The 16,234-nt window shown below is 55.7% G+C and carries 14 protein-coding genes and 3 pseudogenes; 8 read left to right on the plus strand and 9 right to left on the minus strand.

The window, feature by feature from the left end; translation table 11 throughout:
* Window positions 1-9 precede the first annotated feature (9 nt).
* Window positions 10-597 carry a dTDP-4-dehydrorhamnose 3,5-epimerase gene (rfbC, locus tag AC3D24_RS08155; protein WP_489029686.1) on the minus strand — a complete coding sequence of 196 codons (588 nt, stop codon included), beginning with the start codon at window positions 595-597 and terminating at the stop codon, window positions 10-12.
* A 124-nt stretch (window positions 598-721) separates the two neighbouring features.
* The gene (locus tag AC3D24_RS08160; protein ID WP_489033106.1) at window positions 722-1,723 is read right to left on the minus strand and encodes an NAD-dependent epimerase/dehydratase family protein; all 1,002 of its coding nucleotides are present in this window, start codon (window positions 1,721-1,723) and stop codon (window positions 722-724) included.
* 198 nt (window positions 1,724-1,921) lie between these two features.
* Between AC3D24_RS08160 and AC3D24_RS08165 the strand changes: the two genes are divergently transcribed.
* From AC3D24_RS08165 to AC3D24_RS08180, 4 genes and pseudogenes are all read left to right on the plus strand, one after another.
* Window positions 1,922-2,914 (plus strand): glycosyltransferase family 4 protein, encoded by a 993-nt coding sequence (locus tag AC3D24_RS08165; RefSeq protein WP_489029688.1) that lies wholly within the window; start codon window positions 1,922-1,924, stop codon window positions 2,912-2,914.
* On the plus strand, window positions 2,911-3,951 hold the full coding sequence (locus AC3D24_RS08170; RefSeq protein WP_489029690.1) for a hypothetical protein: 1,041 nt from the start codon (window positions 2,911-2,913) through the stop codon (window positions 3,949-3,951). Before AC3D24_RS08165 ends, AC3D24_RS08170 begins: the two co-directional genes overlap by 4 nt.
* A 134-nt stretch (window positions 3,952-4,085) precedes the next feature.
* Window positions 4,086-5,399 (plus strand): hypothetical protein, encoded by a 1,314-nt coding sequence (locus AC3D24_RS08175; protein WP_489029692.1) that lies wholly within the window; start codon window positions 4,086-4,088, stop codon window positions 5,397-5,399.
* Between the two features lie 188 nt (window positions 5,400-5,587).
* Window positions 5,588-5,851, plus strand: a pseudogene (locus tag AC3D24_RS08180) (transposase); the annotation flags it as partial.
* Between the two features lie 236 nt (window positions 5,852-6,087).
* Here the strand turns inward: AC3D24_RS08180 and AC3D24_RS08185 are convergent.
* From AC3D24_RS08185 to AC3D24_RS08195, 3 genes and pseudogenes are all read right to left on the minus strand, one after another.
* Window positions 6,088-6,249, minus strand: a complete 162-nt coding sequence (locus tag AC3D24_RS08185) for a hypothetical protein (RefSeq protein ID WP_489033268.1) — start codon at window positions 6,247-6,249, stop codon at window positions 6,088-6,090.
* A gap of 11 nt (window positions 6,250-6,260) precedes the next feature.
* Window positions 6,261-7,114 (minus strand): annotated as a pseudogene (locus AC3D24_RS08190) (IS110 family RNA-guided transposase); the annotation flags it as partial.
* Window positions 7,115-7,366: 252 nt separating this feature from the next.
* Window positions 7,367-7,507, minus strand: a pseudogene (locus tag AC3D24_RS08195) (IS3 family transposase); the annotation flags it as partial.
* Window positions 7,508-8,452: 945 nt separating this feature from the next.
* On the opposite strand from AC3D24_RS08195, the gene AC3D24_RS08200 reads away from it, so the two are divergent.
* Window positions 8,453-9,832 carry a hypothetical protein gene (locus tag AC3D24_RS08200; protein WP_489029694.1) on the plus strand — a complete coding sequence of 460 codons (1,380 nt, stop codon included), beginning with the start codon at window positions 8,453-8,455 and terminating at the stop codon, window positions 9,830-9,832.
* Here AC3D24_RS08200 and AC3D24_RS08205 read toward each other — a convergent pair.
* Both AC3D24_RS08205 and AC3D24_RS08210 read right to left on the minus strand, forming a co-directional pair.
* On the minus strand, window positions 9,829-10,938 hold the full coding sequence (locus AC3D24_RS08205) for a hypothetical protein (RefSeq protein ID WP_489029696.1): 1,110 nt from the start codon (window positions 10,936-10,938) through the stop codon (window positions 9,829-9,831). The genes AC3D24_RS08200 and AC3D24_RS08205 overlap by 4 nt on opposite strands.
* Before the next feature lie 613 nt (window positions 10,939-11,551).
* The gene (locus AC3D24_RS08210; RefSeq protein WP_489029698.1) at window positions 11,552-12,286 is read right to left on the minus strand and encodes an SGNH/GDSL hydrolase family protein; all 735 of its coding nucleotides are present in this window, start codon (window positions 12,284-12,286) and stop codon (window positions 11,552-11,554) included.
* Between the two features lie 690 nt (window positions 12,287-12,976).
* On the opposite strand from AC3D24_RS08210, the gene AC3D24_RS08215 reads away from it, so the two are divergent.
* From AC3D24_RS08215 to AC3D24_RS08225, 3 genes are all read left to right on the plus strand, one after another.
* The gene (locus AC3D24_RS08215; protein WP_489029700.1) at window positions 12,977-13,315 is read left to right on the plus strand and encodes a hypothetical protein; all 339 of its coding nucleotides are present in this window, start codon (window positions 12,977-12,979) and stop codon (window positions 13,313-13,315) included.
* A 114-nt stretch (window positions 13,316-13,429) separates the two neighbouring features.
* On the plus strand, window positions 13,430-14,356 hold the full coding sequence (locus tag AC3D24_RS08220) for an SDR family oxidoreductase (RefSeq protein ID WP_489029702.1): 927 nt from the start codon (window positions 13,430-13,432) through the stop codon (window positions 14,354-14,356).
* Window positions 14,357-14,366: 10 nt separating this feature from the next.
* A complete protein-coding gene (locus AC3D24_RS08225; protein WP_489029704.1) occupies window positions 14,367-15,497 on the plus strand; it encodes a glycosyltransferase family 4 protein in 1,131 nt (376 codons plus the stop codon).
* A 163-nt stretch (window positions 15,498-15,660) separates the two neighbouring features.
* On the opposite strand, the gene AC3D24_RS08230 is transcribed toward AC3D24_RS08225, so the two are convergent.
* Window positions 15,661-15,930, minus strand: a complete 270-nt coding sequence (locus AC3D24_RS08230) for a recombinase family protein (protein WP_489029706.1) — start codon at window positions 15,928-15,930, stop codon at window positions 15,661-15,663.
* On the minus strand, window positions 15,897-16,109 hold the full coding sequence (locus AC3D24_RS08235; protein ID WP_489029708.1) for a recombinase family protein: 213 nt from the start codon (window positions 16,107-16,109) through the stop codon (window positions 15,897-15,899). The genes AC3D24_RS08230 and AC3D24_RS08235 overlap by 34 nt, the downstream gene beginning before the upstream one ends.
* Window positions 16,110-16,234 lie beyond the last annotated feature (125 nt).

Below are 16,234 nucleotides of genomic sequence, written 5' to 3' on the forward strand. Positions count from 1 at the left end.
GTCTGTCCTTCAGGCGAGCGGCGCCAGCGGGCGGCCGTCATAGGGAAAGGGGCTGTCGAAGTCGGGGAGCAGCGGCTGCACCGCATCCTTGGCCGATAGTTCAGGCGTGGTGCCGGCGGGCATCGGCCAGTCGATGCCGCCCGAACCAATCGCGGGATCATCCCAGCGGATGCCGCCATCGCTCTCGGGCGCGTAGGTGTCGGAGCACTTGTACGAGACTTCGCAATTGTCCTCGAGCGTTACGAAGCCGTGCGCAAAGCCGATCGGGATGAAGAGCTGGTGACCGTTCTCGGCCGACAGCTCGGCACCGACCCAATGGCCGTAGGTCGGCGAACCCTTGCGGATGTCGACCGCGACGTCGAAGATACGGCCGCGGATGCACCGCACCAGCTTGTCCTGTCCGCGTGGCGGCCTCTGGAAATGCAGGCCCCGAAGCGTGAACGCGGGTACCGACAGCGAATGATTGTCCTGCACGAATGTGCAGGTGATGCCGAGCCTTTCGAAGGCGGGCACCGAATAGACCTCGGTGAACCAGCCGCGGCTGTCGCCGAAACGCTTGGGGGTGATTAGCTTGACCGGGTTTCGCGCCATCATCATTCACTGGCTCCTTACGAACAGCGCTTCTGTGTTACCGCTTGTTCTCGATATATGGACACTTGGTGACAACTCGGGGGCTGTGGCCTGCCAAGGATGGTCCTGTTGAAATAGGACAACCGAATTTTTAACGTTGCGTATAATTTCGATACCATCTCGCCCAGCGCGGAATGCCGTCAGTGATCGGCGTAGCCGGCGCAAAGCCAAGGTCGCTACTGATCGCCGTAATGTCGGCATACGTCCTAGGCACGTCGCCTGGCTGCATCGGCAGATACTCGCGAACCGCCTTTTTGCCGAGCGTCTCCTCCAGCACCGAGATCAGCGTCTCGAGTTCCTCTGGTTGATTATTGCCAATATTGTACAGCCTGTGCGGCGATACGCTGCCGCCTGCCTTTACCACGCCATCGTCCGGCGGCGGATTATCGAGTGCCGCTATTACTCCGGCGATTATATCCTCGATATACGTGAAATCGCGCTGCATCTTGCCGTGGTTGAAGACCTTGATCGGGCGACCGGCTAGGATCGCATCGGTGAACAGCCACATCGCCATGTCGGGCCGGCCCCACGGACCATAGACCGTGAAGAAGCGCAGCCCCGTTTGAGGGAGGCGGAACAAATGACTGTAGGTCTCGCTCATCAGTTCGTCGGCCCGCTTGGTCGCGGCATAGAGCGATATCGGCCAATCGACGCGGTCCTCGACGCGGAACGGTATAGTACTCGATGCACCGTACACCGACGACGATGAGGCATAAATTAGATGCGCCACGCCGCGTTCGCGCGCCAACTCAAGCACATTTACATGACCGGCGAGATTCGACGCGACATAGGCGTGAGGGTTTTCGAGCGAATAGCGTACTCCTGCTTGCGCGCCGAGATGCACGATCCGATCGATTTTGTAGCCTACCAGTGCTGCGTCCAGCGCCGCTGTATTGGCAAAATCGAGCTCGTGAAAGTGGAAGCGCTCGCCACCGGTTGCCGTCGCGATAGCGGCCAGCCGATCCCGCTTGAGCGACACCGAATAATAATCGTTAAGATTGTCGATACCAATCACGGTATCGCCGCGCGCTAGCAACGCAAGCGCAGCATGCATGCCAATAAACCCAGCCGCGCCAGTTACTAAGATAGCCAATGCTACTGCCCCCTGCCGCAAGCGATCCGTAACCTTTAGTCTTATGGGGTCTGCGGCGACCCCAACGGCTTCTACTTGACGCTTTTCTTCGCATCGCACAATGGAATATTGATGCGCTTCCGGGCGTCGGCGTCGAGCGATTCACGAGCTCCGGTGCCAGTCAGCGTCTCGCGATGGCGGGCGACATCTGGAGTTAAGATGAAGATCCTGCACGTGACCAATGCCTTCCCGTTTCCCAAACTCCCTGAGTTTGGGGTTTTCGTAAAGGAACAGATCGCTGCGCTGAATCACGCGGGATTGCAGGCTGATGTACTGTTCATAAATGCGAGAAGCGAGGGCAAAAAAGCGTATTGGGAGGCGGTCGATCGGCTGCGCGAGGCAGCGACGGGCTATGACGTTGTCCATTGCCACCATGTCTATTCGGCGATCGTTGCCGGACTGGCGCGGGTCAGCACGCCAGTCGTTGTCTCTTTCCAGAACGATTGGCTACACGAGGTCGAGATTCCCTTGAAGCCCGTGCAGATCGCGCTCTGCAACCTTGGCGTGCGCATCGCTGATCGGGTAATCTTCAAAAGTCCAATTCCCCCTCAGTTTCGTGGCAAGCAGAAGTTCGTACATCTTCCTAACGGCGTGAACGAGCACGAATTTCATGTGACGTCGAAGCTTGTGGCCCGCGCGCGCCTCAATCTCGATCCGGCTGCGACATATTTGATGTTCGTCAGCTCCAAAGACCAGCACCGGCCGCAGAAGCGCTACGACCGCTTCGTCGATACGCTCGAGCTGTTGCGAGAGCGTCGCCCGGACCGCGATATCCGCGAACTGGTAATGGTCAACCAAGAGCGTAGCAAAGTCCTCGACTTCTTCAACGCGGCGGACTTGCACCTGCTGTGCTCTGACTATGAGGGCTCGCCGAATTCAGTGAAGGAGGCGCTTTGCACCGGCCTACCGGTGGTCGCAACGAATGTTGGCAATGTCGAAGAGATGCTGAACGACGTGCCGTGTTGCTACGTTGCCGACCGCTTTGATCCCTCCGCGCTCGCTGAACTCGTTGATCGCAGCCTAAGCGTGCCATGTGACCGAGCGGCAGTACGCGCCGGCTTCCTTGCCAAAGGCCTCAGTCAGGAGGCTGCAACGCGTAGATTAATCGCGTTATATGCGGGGATGTTGTCCGGTGTGGGGGAAGCGCAATGACTAGGTTGCGGGTGCTATATGTGGGCGATGGCGGCGATCCAGAGCGCTTGTCGCAGGCGTTAAAAGCTTCGGGGGGAGCAATTTCTATAGACTACCGAATCAGAAAGGTATCCTTGGGGTTATCGACAAGTAGACGACATTGGCAATACATTAAAATGGCGTGGTCTGCAGCAACCCTTAGCAAAAGCTATAACAAAGTATTTCTTTGGCAACAATATATTGCCCTTTATTATTATATAATTGTTAGAGTTTTTCCATTTTCTCGGCGTTCTTATATCGTTTATTATATTATATCCAAAAAGCGAACAAACTTAGCGGGCCGAGTAATAGAATGGCTGTTTACAGGGATGATCAAGAACAGCGAAAAGTCATATTTTATGTCGGCTAGTGACTATCTCTTCCGCAAGTTTAATACGGTTGAATACCGAGATAATATTGAGGTCTTAAATGAGCTAGACCTTATTTACCCATACATCAACAATCACCGCAACATGAGCGTATTAGGGGATTACATATTTGCGGGTGGCAGCGGCAACCGTAAATATGCTGACGTAGCCGCTATCGCGGCGGCACTGCCTGCCGAGCGATTTGTCGTAGCCTGCCGTCCCGATGACGTGGCGAGAATGAGTTTTAACGAGAACGTTACAGTCCATTACGATGCATATGGCGACCGGTTCGCCGACCTCATTCTACGCTCCAAAGCGGTGCTTCTACCGTTGACCGATCCGGACGTCATGTCAGGCCAACTCGTCTGCATTCAGGCATTTGCCGCTAATAAAACCGTGATAATTAGCGAGAACAACTGTCTGCGCGATTGGATCGCGACGATCGACCAGCTTGACTTCGTAACACTGTACCAAACGATCGAGGAATGTGTCGATCACATCCGTGGTCTCGATCTCCCGAAGGCGTTGGAGGCCGGGGACCGGGCGCGCCGTTTCTACGATGACACCCTTACTAATACGGGTTTCTACGAAAGGCTTGCGACGCAGATTGCGGCGTCAGCGCGGCCGGCAGCCGTCGTCGGCGCGCCATGAAGAAGGAGTGGCTCGTCCCATTGGCAGTGCTGTTCGCTAACGCAACATCGGTTTTAATCTCGCTAATCACGCCGTTTGTGCTCGTTCCCTCGCAGTATGTTATCTTCTCGCTCGTATGGGCCTCCGGCCAGTTCATGACCGGTGTCCTGTTCGAATGGCTCAGGCTTGCGACGCTCCGGTACTCAGCGCCTGGCCTGGCGGGGGCGGGCGACCGCAAACACGTGCTGGTGGCCAGTTATATATACCTTACTCTAGCGTTGTTAATAATTGTCGCAGTCAGCTGGATGTTCTTCCCATTCGATATGTGGATGGTCTACGCAGGCGCGATCCTGTTCGCTATCGGTCAGGGCACGTTCGATGGCAACCAGGCCTTTATCCGCGCTGCGCGCGAGAATGTAGCGTTTGCACGAAATTGGGTGATCCGTGCGGTGCTCAGCATTGGATTCGTCGCGGCGACAAGTCTCGCATTGGGGAGCGGCTGGTGGACCTCACTCGCGCTCGGCGTATCGTTCGGAACCGCTTTAGTGGTCGCGCTAGCGATCGACCGGCGATCACGAAAGGATGAGTCCGCGGCGGCGGGCGCAACGGGCGCACGCTGGACCGAATGGTCAATACTTGCGCGCTATGGTGCGCTCGCGGCGGTGTCGGGCGTCATTGCCAACGCTGTACCGACGCTGGTGCGATGGGCTTTGGTCGCGCATCTTGGCAAAGGCGGTGCTGCAGGCGCGCTACTCGCGGCCGATCTTTCCCAAAAGGCGCTGGCGGTGACGGGGCTGGCCGTCAACGTCGTCGCGATGCAAAATTCGTTCAGCGCGGTCGACACCGGCAACGCCGAGGCAATCATGCGATCGAACCGCAAGCAGATCGCCTGGGCGTTCGCGGCAGTGGTTCCAGTCGGGCTGTTCGTCTGGCTCCTTGGTGATGAGGTCGCACAAGTACTGATGCGCCCGTCCTATCGCGCCGTGTTCGTCGCCTCCGTCGGCCCCTGCGTACTGGGCACCGGACTCATCTGTATTCGGCTCTTTGCGGTCGACCCGTTGTTTTACGCGTTCAAGAAAGCAGGCTTCTCGGTGGCCGGCGCGGCGCTCTCGCTGGCGCTGTGCGGCCTCGGGCTATACGGGCCTGAACTGTTCGGCATCGCAGCGCTGGATCCGCTAACCGTTTTTTGGGGCAGTGCCGCGGTTGGGCTGCTTGCATCGGTCGCGATTGCGCTCGCCGTACTCCATGTCCGTCCACCTTGGTCGCAACTCGGTCGGATCGCGCTTGCCGCAAGCGCCGTAGTAGTCGTCGATACCGTATTGCCTCGGCTCGGGGGGGTGGCTGGGCTGGTGCTGCTTGGCAGCATGCTTGGGCTGATCTACGTGGCAGCGGCGACCGCATTGGACGTTGCGGGATTACGGACCGACCTTCTCCTGCCAGCAATCCAAGCAAGACAGCGAAAGGCCTAACTATTAAGTTTCGGTATCTACAGGGGCGGCGAACGCTGGGCGGTTCGAATTATATTGAAGTAAAGTCAGTTTTGGTCCCATGCACAAAACTTTGAGTCAGGGACCGACTGTGACGTCCCCCCTGTTTTTAAGTCCATTTTGAGCAAGAGTTTTCCGGCCTTGAGAAGCCTTCGGGCAAGGAGCTGGAAATGAAGAAATCTAGATACACAGACGAGCAGATTGCCTTCGCGTTGAAGCAGGCGGAAACCGGCACACCGGTAGCCGAATTCATCCGGCGGATAGGGATTTCAGAGCAGACGTTCTACCATTGGAAGAAGGTCTACGGCGGTCTCGGCGTCGGCGAGCTGAGGCGCCTGAAGCAGCTCGAGGACCAGAACCGGCAGCTGAAGCAGCTGGTTGCCGACCTGAGCCTGGACAAGCACATTTTGCAGGATGTCCTGTCAAAAAATGTATGGTCCGCCCCCGTCTGGCAAGCATGAAACGCGATAGGCTGCACAGTCTGCGTAAATGTATCCGGCCTGTTTGTAGGACATCTCGATCCCTGGCCATGATGGGATACGCGCACGGTCGTCCTAACAAGCTGGTTCAGCCTTTGGCGGCTGCATTTTTGCTCAGGCTTAGACCGTATCGCCATCGACTGTTTGCCATCACTCCTCGTGCTGCAGACCTGGGTGTTGCGGTTAGAGCATCAGGCGGCGATCTGCATGGGGGACCGATACTCTTCCTGACGTGCCAGCACTGCCCAACTGATCCGAACGATCTTGTTAGCCAGCGCGACGACCGCGACATTCTTGTGTGTTCTTGTTTCCAGTTGGTCGAGCCAAGGCCCAAGGCCATGCTCGCGTTTCATATGCATGCTCGCCGACCGAGCACCGTGAATAAAAAGTCGGCGAAGGTGGCTGTTGCCACGCTTGGATATGCCGAGCAGCTTTGGCTTTCCGCCGGTCGAATGTTGTCGTGGGACAAGCCCGAGCCAGGCCGCGAGGTCACGCCCCGTTTAAAGCCGTACCGTCGGCAACGGCCGCGACGAGCGCTGTGGCCACTAGAGGCCCGACACCAGGAATGGCGAGAAGCCGACGGCTTGCCTCATCTGACTTCGCGATCGCTTCCACGTCCTTTGTCACCACGGCGATATCTCGGTCGAGCGTCTGCCATTCCTCCCATAGCCGCTGCAGGAGGGTGCGCATGCGCGATGAGAGCGTCGAGCGCTCGTCAATGAACAGCAAGGGCATTTCGCGCGCCATGTGCTGACGTCCAGCGCGGAATACGATGCCCCGCTCGAGCAGGAAGGCACGGATTTGGTTGATGACTGCGGTACGCCTGCTGACGAGCCGTTCACGTACCCGGTGCAGAGCTTGTAAATCGAGTTGCTCAAAAGACTTGGCCGGTACGAACCGCATTGTCGGTCGCTGAACGGCTTCGGCGATCGCCTCGGCATCGAGGTAGTCGTTCTTGTTGGATTTGAGGAACGGCTTCACGAATTGAGGCGCCATCAATCGAACGTCATGATCTAGGGCCGACAGCTCGCGAGCGAGATGATGGGCGCCACAGCACGCCTCCATGCCAACCAAGCATCTTGGCAGCGCCGCCATATGTCGCAGCAGTTGAGCCCGGCTGAGCTTCTTCTTCCACTGGATGGTTCCCGCGACATCCAAGCCGATAAGGTGAAACGAGGTCTTGCCAATGTCGATGCCGACCACTGCTACTTCTGTCATGACGGTCCTCCTCGATATGAAGGCGCTTATGATTCACCCGACCCGTCCAAACCGTAAGGGGGCGGACCATCCCACAAGCTCTGACGCTTGGACGACGGCGCGAGCTCGTCCCGTACGTCCAGGCGTCCCATGCCGTGAGTGAGCGGCGCAGTTGTTCGGCGCTGGGCGTCGAGCGGTCGTCGGTGTGCTACAGAGGTGGCTCGGTTGATCTGAACAGCTCGGCGCGATTGCTAAGTGGAGCGCCCGCCGGGTTCATGCCGCTGTGAGAAGCGGCCGGTTGAAGTAGACGTGATCGGGCGTCTTGCGGTCAAGCGACGAGTGCGGGCGTCGTCCATTGTAGAAGGTCAGATAGCGGCGCTGACCAAGGCGTGACGATCGCCCGCTTGAAATGGACGTGGAGCCTGACGACGGCGCGCACGAACTGGCGCGCGCTGCCGATTCGCGCCGACTTTGCGCACCGTACGAGCCTCCAGAAGGCTATCACGACTGGTAACATCCACTCCGTCGCAGCGATGGCGAAGCGAAGGCCGAATAACGTTATCGCCCAGATGGCAACGACGCTAACAATATGGCCGAGCGGGGTCATCTCGCGACCGCTTGGGCATAGAGGCTGCTGTTGATTGGTCCAGTCATGCGTCATCCTTTCCCGCGACCGCATTGGCCACGTTCTTGTTGGTTATCTTTTCAGGCGACAGACACGACTCAGGGCGGCCACAAACGGACCGCCCTGAACCTTGTGTGTTTGGGTTATGAAATGCGACGGCTTAGGAGGTGACTAGCGCCAGGAGTGGCGCTCGGTCAGGAAAAAGCCGTACTGCTATTCGCGAGTCCTGAAAGACCCGACGCTTGAATTTTTACGCTAGGGAGTTAAGTTTTGAATAGCAGCGACGGACGTAAGAAGTCCGAGCGAGCTCTGCATCCTTTGCGATCATCTCAACGAGAGCGCCCTGTTCGCGGCTTGTAATTAGCCAAGACGCTGTACTGCCCGCTGGTCTAAGGTCGACGACCGTTGAACTGCCCTGATCGATGAAAGTCGCGTTGGCAGCCGCCCTTCGCATGCAGCTGACGATCTGCTCGCGTGGGATGGTTGTGTCATACGTCCCGTAATAACTGGGCAGCGCGGTGGCTGCCGGCGTTAACGCAACCCAGCCCATCCCGACTGCCAAAGCCAGAGTGCTTCCCAAAACAATGGCTTTTTTCACAGTTCTAACTCCGCTTCGCAGTAGAGATCTCACGGACCCGTTTTGAAGCCTATGGCTTGCGGAGCGCACTTGCTACGCTGTACGTCCCGCAACGCCACGGTTCAACCGAAGGTTGGTAGGCGTATAGGGGTTTTCGATGGCCGACGTAGGGCGTTCAATAATTGGCAACAAGGCGGCGCCGACGGTTAAAGAGCCAGCGCTACGCGGCGGTAGGACCAACATATATGCCCAGCGTGGTAGATTAAGCGGTGAGAGGATACTGCTCTCGCTGATATTCTTCGTTGCTTTCGCTGCGAACATATTCTTCGTGTCTCCAGGTGTTGCTGGAGTCCCGTTCCGCTTTATCTTGATGATTGCTTTACTGCTTGGACTTGCAACTTTCGCATCAACTCACCTCGTTAAAGCAGCTATATCGGTTCGCGCCGCCCTTGCGGTCATCGCCTATCTAGCTGTTGCCGGCATGGGCATCTCGATCGTCAGAGGGCAGGCTGCGGAATCCGTCGTCGAACTGATATCGGTCCACCTTCAAGCTGCCGTCTTGCTTCTCACTATTGCGACGGGGACTAGGATCATTGGACCCAAGGCGATGATCCTAGCTTTCGCTGCGGCGGTACTTATAAGTTCCTTATTCTCTGTAATGCAGTGGCTGGGCGTTCCCGGCGCCTTTGATGCCCGAGCGCTTCTAGGCAACGTCTATGTCGATGCTTCCGACACATCGGTTGTTGAGAACCGGGCTCCGGGCCTCTCGTACAGTACTATATTTCTTGCGCAACAAACCTGCCTGCTGTTCGCCGTCGGTATGTATTACAGCTTCTCTAAGTTTGATTCACAAAGAAAACTACGGTGGAAGGCAATAATCGGCTGGTCAGTTTTGCTTTTTTGCATCTGCATGGTGGGCGGAAATCGGTCACCTATTTTGGGCTTAGCTTTATTTCTAGCGGTAGTAGTTTCTACGCGAAATCCTGCGATGTTCTTAATTGCCATACCGGCAGTTTTCTTGTTATACTTTCTGTCAGGTCCTATTCTTGAGATGCTTGCTAGCTCCGGTCTACGTATTGGCGAAACGGGAGACAAGTCGAGCATGGCGAGAGGCCCCCTGTTGCAGTACGGTTGGCGGCTTTTTGTGAACAACCCCTTCGGATACGGTCTATCCTTCGATAGCAAGGTGCTCGTCAACACGGTCCAAACTAGCGACCTAATGTCATTTTTATCAGCCAACCTGCTTGGTAATATTTTGACCCGACTCGATATGCATAACAATTGGCTTATTACACTGAATATATATGGCATATTTCTTATGCCGTTGCTGATATACTTCCTTTATCTCGCTGCCAATTTGACGAGATCCATTATACTGTTTCTTCCATATTTGGTGCATATTACAGTGCATAACGCAGGACCGTTTAACGGGGACTACGTTTTCTGGATGACACTTGGAGTCGTACTGGGCGCCGCAAGCTTAGCGCAGTCGCGCAGCGCTAGCCTTATAACCGAGGCCGAACGGATGGGGCTCTAGTTTCGAACCCTTTTTCGCTCCGCTTGATATTGGAGACGTAGCTTTGGATTGTCGATTTTAGCACCGTCCGGGTTTGGTATGTCATATCCAATGTCGCGGAACCCGGATCCTGCGCCGCCAACCGTTAACGATCGAACTTTTATCGGCCCGTAAAGCATTGCCGAACTGTTCGATGGTGTGGCGTTAGAGTGTTCTACATTTATCTCAACGTTCGGGATGACAAGTGGGACTGTCTGGTTGGTCCCAGGCGCGAACCGGACTCCGAACACCGCTTTTTGGCTAGCAGCCCATGCCCCGTTATAAGTAAGCCGAACAGAACCAATGGTGGCATACGCTCGCTGCACCTTTACGCCAAAACCGCCGGTTGGTGTTGGAAGCGAGCGTATTCGTCCAATAGTACCGTCGATACGGTTTATCGATATCCTTTGCATTTTGCTCGCGTCATAATCGCCAACCACTCTTGTCACGCTAGGGCCCTCGCCACCGCCGCCATCACTGGTAAATGTGATCGAGCCAATCTTGATGTCATGAACATCAGCGTCTGGCGAACCGCTTGAGAATATCGCAACCGGTTCGTCGCGGCTTGAGGTTGCCGCCGTTATCGAACCGATGGATACATTCGATGTCGAGCACCCCGGATCACGATTTCTGATCCAGAATCCGCCCGGTGCTCCGTCGTTGTCGATTTTTACTGTCGCGCGAGAAATTGTTACGTTCTGAACGCACGCGCGAAAATCTATCGGCGTCGTCTCTACCGCCCCCCGCGCTGCCCCGGTTCCGATTATAGTAGACGTCAGTGACCTGCCGCTAAATTTGCACACGTTTTGCAGCAGAAGGCTGCTCTTTACCCCGCCGTTAGCCGACGAACGTTCGGCCACAATGCTGAGATCGTCGAAAGTAATCGAGACGCATTTGATGCTATAACCTGCTCCAGGCGCAGACTTGGTTAAAATCACACCCTCGCCGGCTAAAGGGGCAGTTCCGCGCCGACTGTAGTCGCTACCTATATTCAAGCGAAGAATCGCTCCATGGGATTGGATCGCCAAGCTTCCCAAATAGACGGTAGAACGGATTGGGTAGCTCGTTCCCGGCGTCAGACGAAGCAATGCACCGAGCTTTTCTGCTTGGTCCGCGGCCCTCTGAATGCAAGGCCCGGCGTCTGATGTCCATTTGCACCCATCCTCTGGCCTGACTGCTGTTTCTAACCGGACAGGCTGACAGATCGCAGGGGCGGCACAGGGCGCCATGATGAGTAGGCCAAAAGCGCGATTGTTCATGATCACGGGTTACCACCTCGCTCAAACCGTTGAAAGCGCCAGCATCGACGCGAATGCGGTACTGGAGCTGAGGGCGATGAGTGTCCCAGTGACCCGGTTGCACTATTCTTCGAACCACGGTTTTTCCAGAAACCAGTATGCCAACAGTCAATCCTAGCGGCGGCTGCCCTCAGAAGCGACCTCGTGTTAGCGTCTTCCAATGCAGTTATCCGGTACCAACCTGAAAGCCTTGTCTCACAAGGTGTGGGGCTATGTAACGTTTACGTTCCACGCTCCAGCGCGCGTCCTCGACTGGAATAGGAAAGAGACGGCCCGCCTCAACACGGCGGGTCTTTGTCACAGCTGTAAAAAGGCTCTCGCCGAAGAGTGCGGGATCGAATGTGAGAACTGCTGGACAAGGCGGGTCTGGTAACCATCCTTCAATGTCCGAAAGCCAGTTTTGCTAACTCACGACCAATCGCACGGTCTTCGGCAAGGCCAGGGTGATTGATCGCGTTGGCGTTCGAACGATCCGCCTGCGCAATCCCCATCGCCCCAATGTTCGCGTCGAGATACAGCGGCTCAAGCGGCAGGTGCGCGGCGCTGGCAAAATGAGCCGCCCCCCCCGAACAGCGCGGCTTGTGAAGTACCAGCCCGCGTTTTCCACACGCTGACGCACCACTCCCATGACGAGTACCTCCGCACCTGCCGCTTGGAATGCCTGAATGATGAGAATCAGGTTCGCGCGGGTGGACGCGTTACTGTATTCGTTCTGCCCGAGGTTGATCACGACCAAGTCGACAGCGTTCGCGGTAACGTATGCGACCGCAGCGCTCAGCCAGGCGGTCGGAGCGCCGTTCGCCCAAGCATTAGCCGTGGCCCAGCCGCTTACGCCGAAATTGTCATAGAAGAGCGAGCTCCCCAGAATGCATCCGGTCTTTTCCAGCTGGGCGACCAACTCCCACATAAAGCCGACGCGCGTATGAACAGCGCCCGCGCCATCGTCCGCACGCCCAAGCTGGGCGGCCATGTACGTCGGGATGACGGCAGTGTTGTCGACGATGTCATTACCCGCACCCTGCGGAGTGCCGATGTTGTCACGAAGATAGCGGTTGTTGTCGGTCATCACCCCGATCACGCGGTCGCGGGTCGCCCCGTTCGGCGTGTTCGACGAGGGGATCGCGTTCTGTCGGGCCAAGATACTATCGCCGAACCCTACAATACGAAGATTAGCCAGCCGGTTAATCTTTCCTCGAGTACGGCGAAGATGGCGCTGCGATCGAGCGCGATCTTGTTAGAGGTTCGCCGCGAGTGACCGCATCGCGCCTTTGTGGGGAACGCTTTTTTGGTTCTGTCCGCGTGAGCGGCACGTTAAACGGAAGGCCAATATAGCGAGGTTGTCCTATCCGATTAGCGTTAGCAACGAACCGATTTGATACAGCGCTGTTCTCACTTTTTTCGAGGTGCAGAGCTTGTGCTTCAATTGCACCTTGGCTGAGATGGACAATTCTGCGAGGTATGGCGCTTTCCAGCTCGCGATTCTCGCCCGATCTTGCGACCGCTGACATCCGTAGCGGCGCGCCTGGTATGACGGGAACGAGACAGGACGAGTTGTTGGCACTCTTCAAAGGCAGAAGTTCGCGCGAACCTGCATGACATCTACGTCGGCACGCTCGCCGTGCGTCTGAGCGGTGCACGCGGTGCGGTGCGGTGCAAGCGGTAGGGGCTACCAGTCTACCGTAACGCCGGCAACTACAACCCAGCGAAGATGCTGCGCACCGTAATCGATTAGCTTGAAATTACGGTTGGCGATATTGGACCACCACTCGGCGCAACCGGCGGTTTCGCATTCAATGTTCAAAAATGCAGCGTCGCGGTAAGCAAGCCAATGATTCGCTATGCCGAGCGTTGGACGCCGGCGCTGCCCTCGGTGTTCGGCATCCGGTTCACACCTGACAAGGTTCAGACGGCGCCGCGTACGATCCCGCACATTACCTTGCAACTCGTTTCGCATAACGGCATCCCGCCACATAGCGCGGCCATACCGTATGGTCCGATAGCGACCGAAAAGCTAACCGTACGCGGACCTGGTACGGGCTTCCGCAAAAGCCCCTATCGCGCGGACTTGATCCACTCGGCCGACGTCGAATTTCCCCGCCTGCCGGGCAATCCTTTAGTGGCACGCGCTCAGCTGCTGGAACGCCGAACGAAGCGCAGCTCAACCTAAGGCAGCATTGATTGCGACCAGCGCGCCGCGTGACTTTTTTACTGCAGCGCAATATGCGCTTGTCGATCTGAGAGGTCTTGCCTAGGCTATACAAAGCTATCGATGGGGGCTTTAATGCGTATTTATGTTGCCGGATGCGGCGGGATGTTGGGCGAGGCGATCCATAAGGTCTTTGCCGCAGACCATGTAGTCGAATGCAGCGATATCGATCTGAACGCCGATTGGCTTTCTTATTGCGATTTCCGTGACTTCACTCAATATAAGAGTGAAGTCGAGACATTTTCGCCTGATGTACTTATCCATTTAGGTGCGCACACCAGCCTCGAATATTGCGAGGAGAATCCAGACGACGCATATCGCACCAATACACTTTCGGTTGAATATGCATGCACTATCGCTAACACACTTGGCATCCCACTGGTCTATATATCGACCGCAGGCATATTTGATGGCAGTAAGATGTTATACGATGATTGGGACATGCCCAATCCGCTTGGCGTCTATGCCCGCAGCAAATATATGGGCGAACTCTATGTTCAGCGTTCGGTGCAAAAGCACTACATCTTCCGCGCCGGTTGGATGATGGGTGGCGGTCCAGCCAAAGACAAGAAATTCATCTCCAAGATGATGAAGCAAATTCAGGCGGGCGCAACGACACTTCAGGTGGTGGACGACAAGCTTGGCACACCAACTTACACGGTGGACTTTGCACGCAACATCGAGCGGATGCTGCACACGGAATATTACGGCTTATACAATCAGGTTTGCGGCGGCGAGACCGGCCGCTTCGAAGTGGCGCAAGAGCTGGTCAATGTACTTGGACTGTCTGAAAGAATAACGGTAAAGCCCGTTGCATCGGATTTCTTCGCCGAGGAGTTTTTTGCACCGCGTCCGCCCTGTGAGAGGCTAGTGAACTACAAGCTTGGTCTGCTCGGTATGGACAATATGCGCGATTGGAGGATTTCTGTGAAGGAATATTTGCGTGACTATTATGGCGAAGTTATAGCGACGATTGACGGCGCCAAGATAGCCTCGGAATAGCGCCATTTACATGGTTGACGAGCAGAAGCCATTGCGGATTGCTGCCTTTGGGTTCCGCAGCCTGCCACCGTCAGATGGCGGCGCAGGTGCGGATAAATTTGCACTCGAGCTGCTGCCACGGCTTGCAGCGCGCGGCCATCAAGTGATCGCTTACAATCGCGTTTATCCTGGGCGGTCTAAGCCCAAAGGGGATGGCGAGTTCCGCAACGTTAAAGTGCGATCGTTTCGCACAGTAGCGACGTCTGGTTTTGACACGTTATTCCATTCAGCACGCGTTGCTTTTGATATTGTGCTTAACGACACCGCTGACATAGTTCATATGCAAAACGGCGGAAACAGTCTCTGGGCGCCGCTACTCCGCCTTTTTGGTAAGCGAACCTACCTTAGCCAAGACGGGCCAGATTGGAAACGAGATAAGTGGAGCTGGTATGCCAAGATTTACCTTCGGATTATGGCGCAGCTAACTGGACGTGTTCATAATGAAGTGATTTTTGACAACATCTTTGCACGTAAATACTTTGAGGAACGTTTTCATCGTAGCTACGAATTTGTCCCGTTCGGCGCCGATGTTGATTATCACGGCGATCGTAACGGAATTCTAGGTCAGCTCGGGTTGAGTCCTGGTAGCTACCTTCTTTTTGTTGGCCGCTTCATCCCAGACAAAGGGCTTCAGTATCTTATTCCAGCCTTCGAACGCACAAAAATTGCGAAGAAACTAGTTTTGGTGGGTGGAAGTCCCAATCCCTCCGCATTCGAACAAAATTTACGAAAAACACAGGACTCACGAATAGAATTTCCTGGCTACGTTTATGGGGCGGACATGCACGTGCTGATGGCTAACTGCTTCGCTTACGTGCAGCCATCTGACGTCGAGGGGCTATCCCCCGTAATTTTGGAAAGCTCGTTTTTGGGTGCGCCAGTGATTTGTAGTGATATACCACAGAATAAGTATATTCTTGGTGATCATGGTCTATATTTTAAGCAAGGAGACCCGCTAGATCTGGAACACGTATTGAGCGAGGCAGCGAGCGATCCAGATCTACTACTACAACGCGGGGCTGCGCAACGCGCGCAAATAGTTCAACGCTTTTCATGGGATAGCGTCGTTAACGAGCATTTGCGTATCTTTTGCAAGGGTTAGATTATTTAGCTTTATCTCGGATGATCGGGGAGGTGGAATATCTTAAGGCACGTGATGTCTGCTAAGATAAAATAAATTTCTTATATATATATATATATATATATCAATTTCTGGAGCGCCCCGAGTATTTTAATGCATCAAGAGGGAACTACCATCTGGCCTTTTAACAATCGTTGAAGCCGGGGTGGGTAATAGCGATACGCTCAGCCGCAATTTCTTGCGACATATCCCATAAGCGAACCCACGCCTCGAGAGCAGACAGCAGCTCGAACTTGGCGAGCGAGCCGAAGATGTTGAACACGAGCATCTCGCCCGACGTAGTTGTGTCGATCTGCTCGGTGAGCGATCGGATACCTACACTGGGCGCGGCCAGTTCGCCGACCTTCTCGATCAGGTGGCTTATCGAACGGCCGAGCCGGTCGAGCTTCCACACGACCAGCGTGTTGCTGGTAGCCAGATAGGCAAGCGCTTAAGCCAGCCCTGCCAATCGGTTCTCGCGCCAGTGGCCTGATCGTCGAACGTGCGCTCGCATCCGGCCGCGTTCAGCGCATCATACTGTAGCGCCAGCTTCTGGTCGCCGGTCGATACCCGCGCATAGCCGAACAGCGCCACGACCGGTTCCGATCTGTCCGATTCCGCCTCGATTTTGCATTCTTGTCCGAATCACCATCGCGGGTCCAGAATTGACGGACATATTCATGCTGTCCGCTAGACGACCGTCTGATGGACAGAGGGAT

It is taken from the genome of Sphingomonas sp. SL1004, assembly GCF_057815015.1.

What these genes read in the sequence shown, in the direction of transcription:
- rfbC (WP_489029686.1), bottom strand. Translation starts at nt 597, where the DNA reads ATGATGATGGCGCGAAACCCGGTCAAGCTAATCACCCCCAAGCGTTTC.
- AC3D24_RS08165 (WP_489029688.1), top strand. Translation starts at nt 1,922, where the DNA reads ATGAAGATCCTGCACGTGACCAATGCCTTCCCGTTTCCCAAACTCCCT.
- AC3D24_RS08170 (WP_489029690.1), top strand. Translation starts at nt 2,911, where the DNA reads ATGACTAGGTTGCGGGTGCTATATGTGGGCGATGGCGGCGATCCAGAG.
- AC3D24_RS08175 (WP_489029692.1), top strand. Translation starts at nt 4,086, where the DNA reads ATGACCGGTGTCCTGTTCGAATGGCTCAGGCTTGCGACGCTCCGGTAC.
- AC3D24_RS08185 (WP_489033268.1), bottom strand. Translation starts at nt 6,249, where the DNA reads ATGAAACGCGAGCATGGCCTTGGGCCTTGGCTCGACCAACTGGAAACA.
- AC3D24_RS08200 (WP_489029694.1), top strand. Translation starts at nt 8,453, where the DNA reads ATGGCCGACGTAGGGCGTTCAATAATTGGCAACAAGGCGGCGCCGACG.
- AC3D24_RS08215 (WP_489029700.1), top strand. Translation starts at nt 12,977, where the DNA reads ATGATTCGCTATGCCGAGCGTTGGACGCCGGCGCTGCCCTCGGTGTTC.
- AC3D24_RS08220 (WP_489029702.1), top strand. Translation starts at nt 13,430, where the DNA reads ATGCGTATTTATGTTGCCGGATGCGGCGGGATGTTGGGCGAGGCGATC.
- AC3D24_RS08225 (WP_489029704.1), top strand. Translation starts at nt 14,367, where the DNA reads ATGGTTGACGAGCAGAAGCCATTGCGGATTGCTGCCTTTGGGTTCCGC.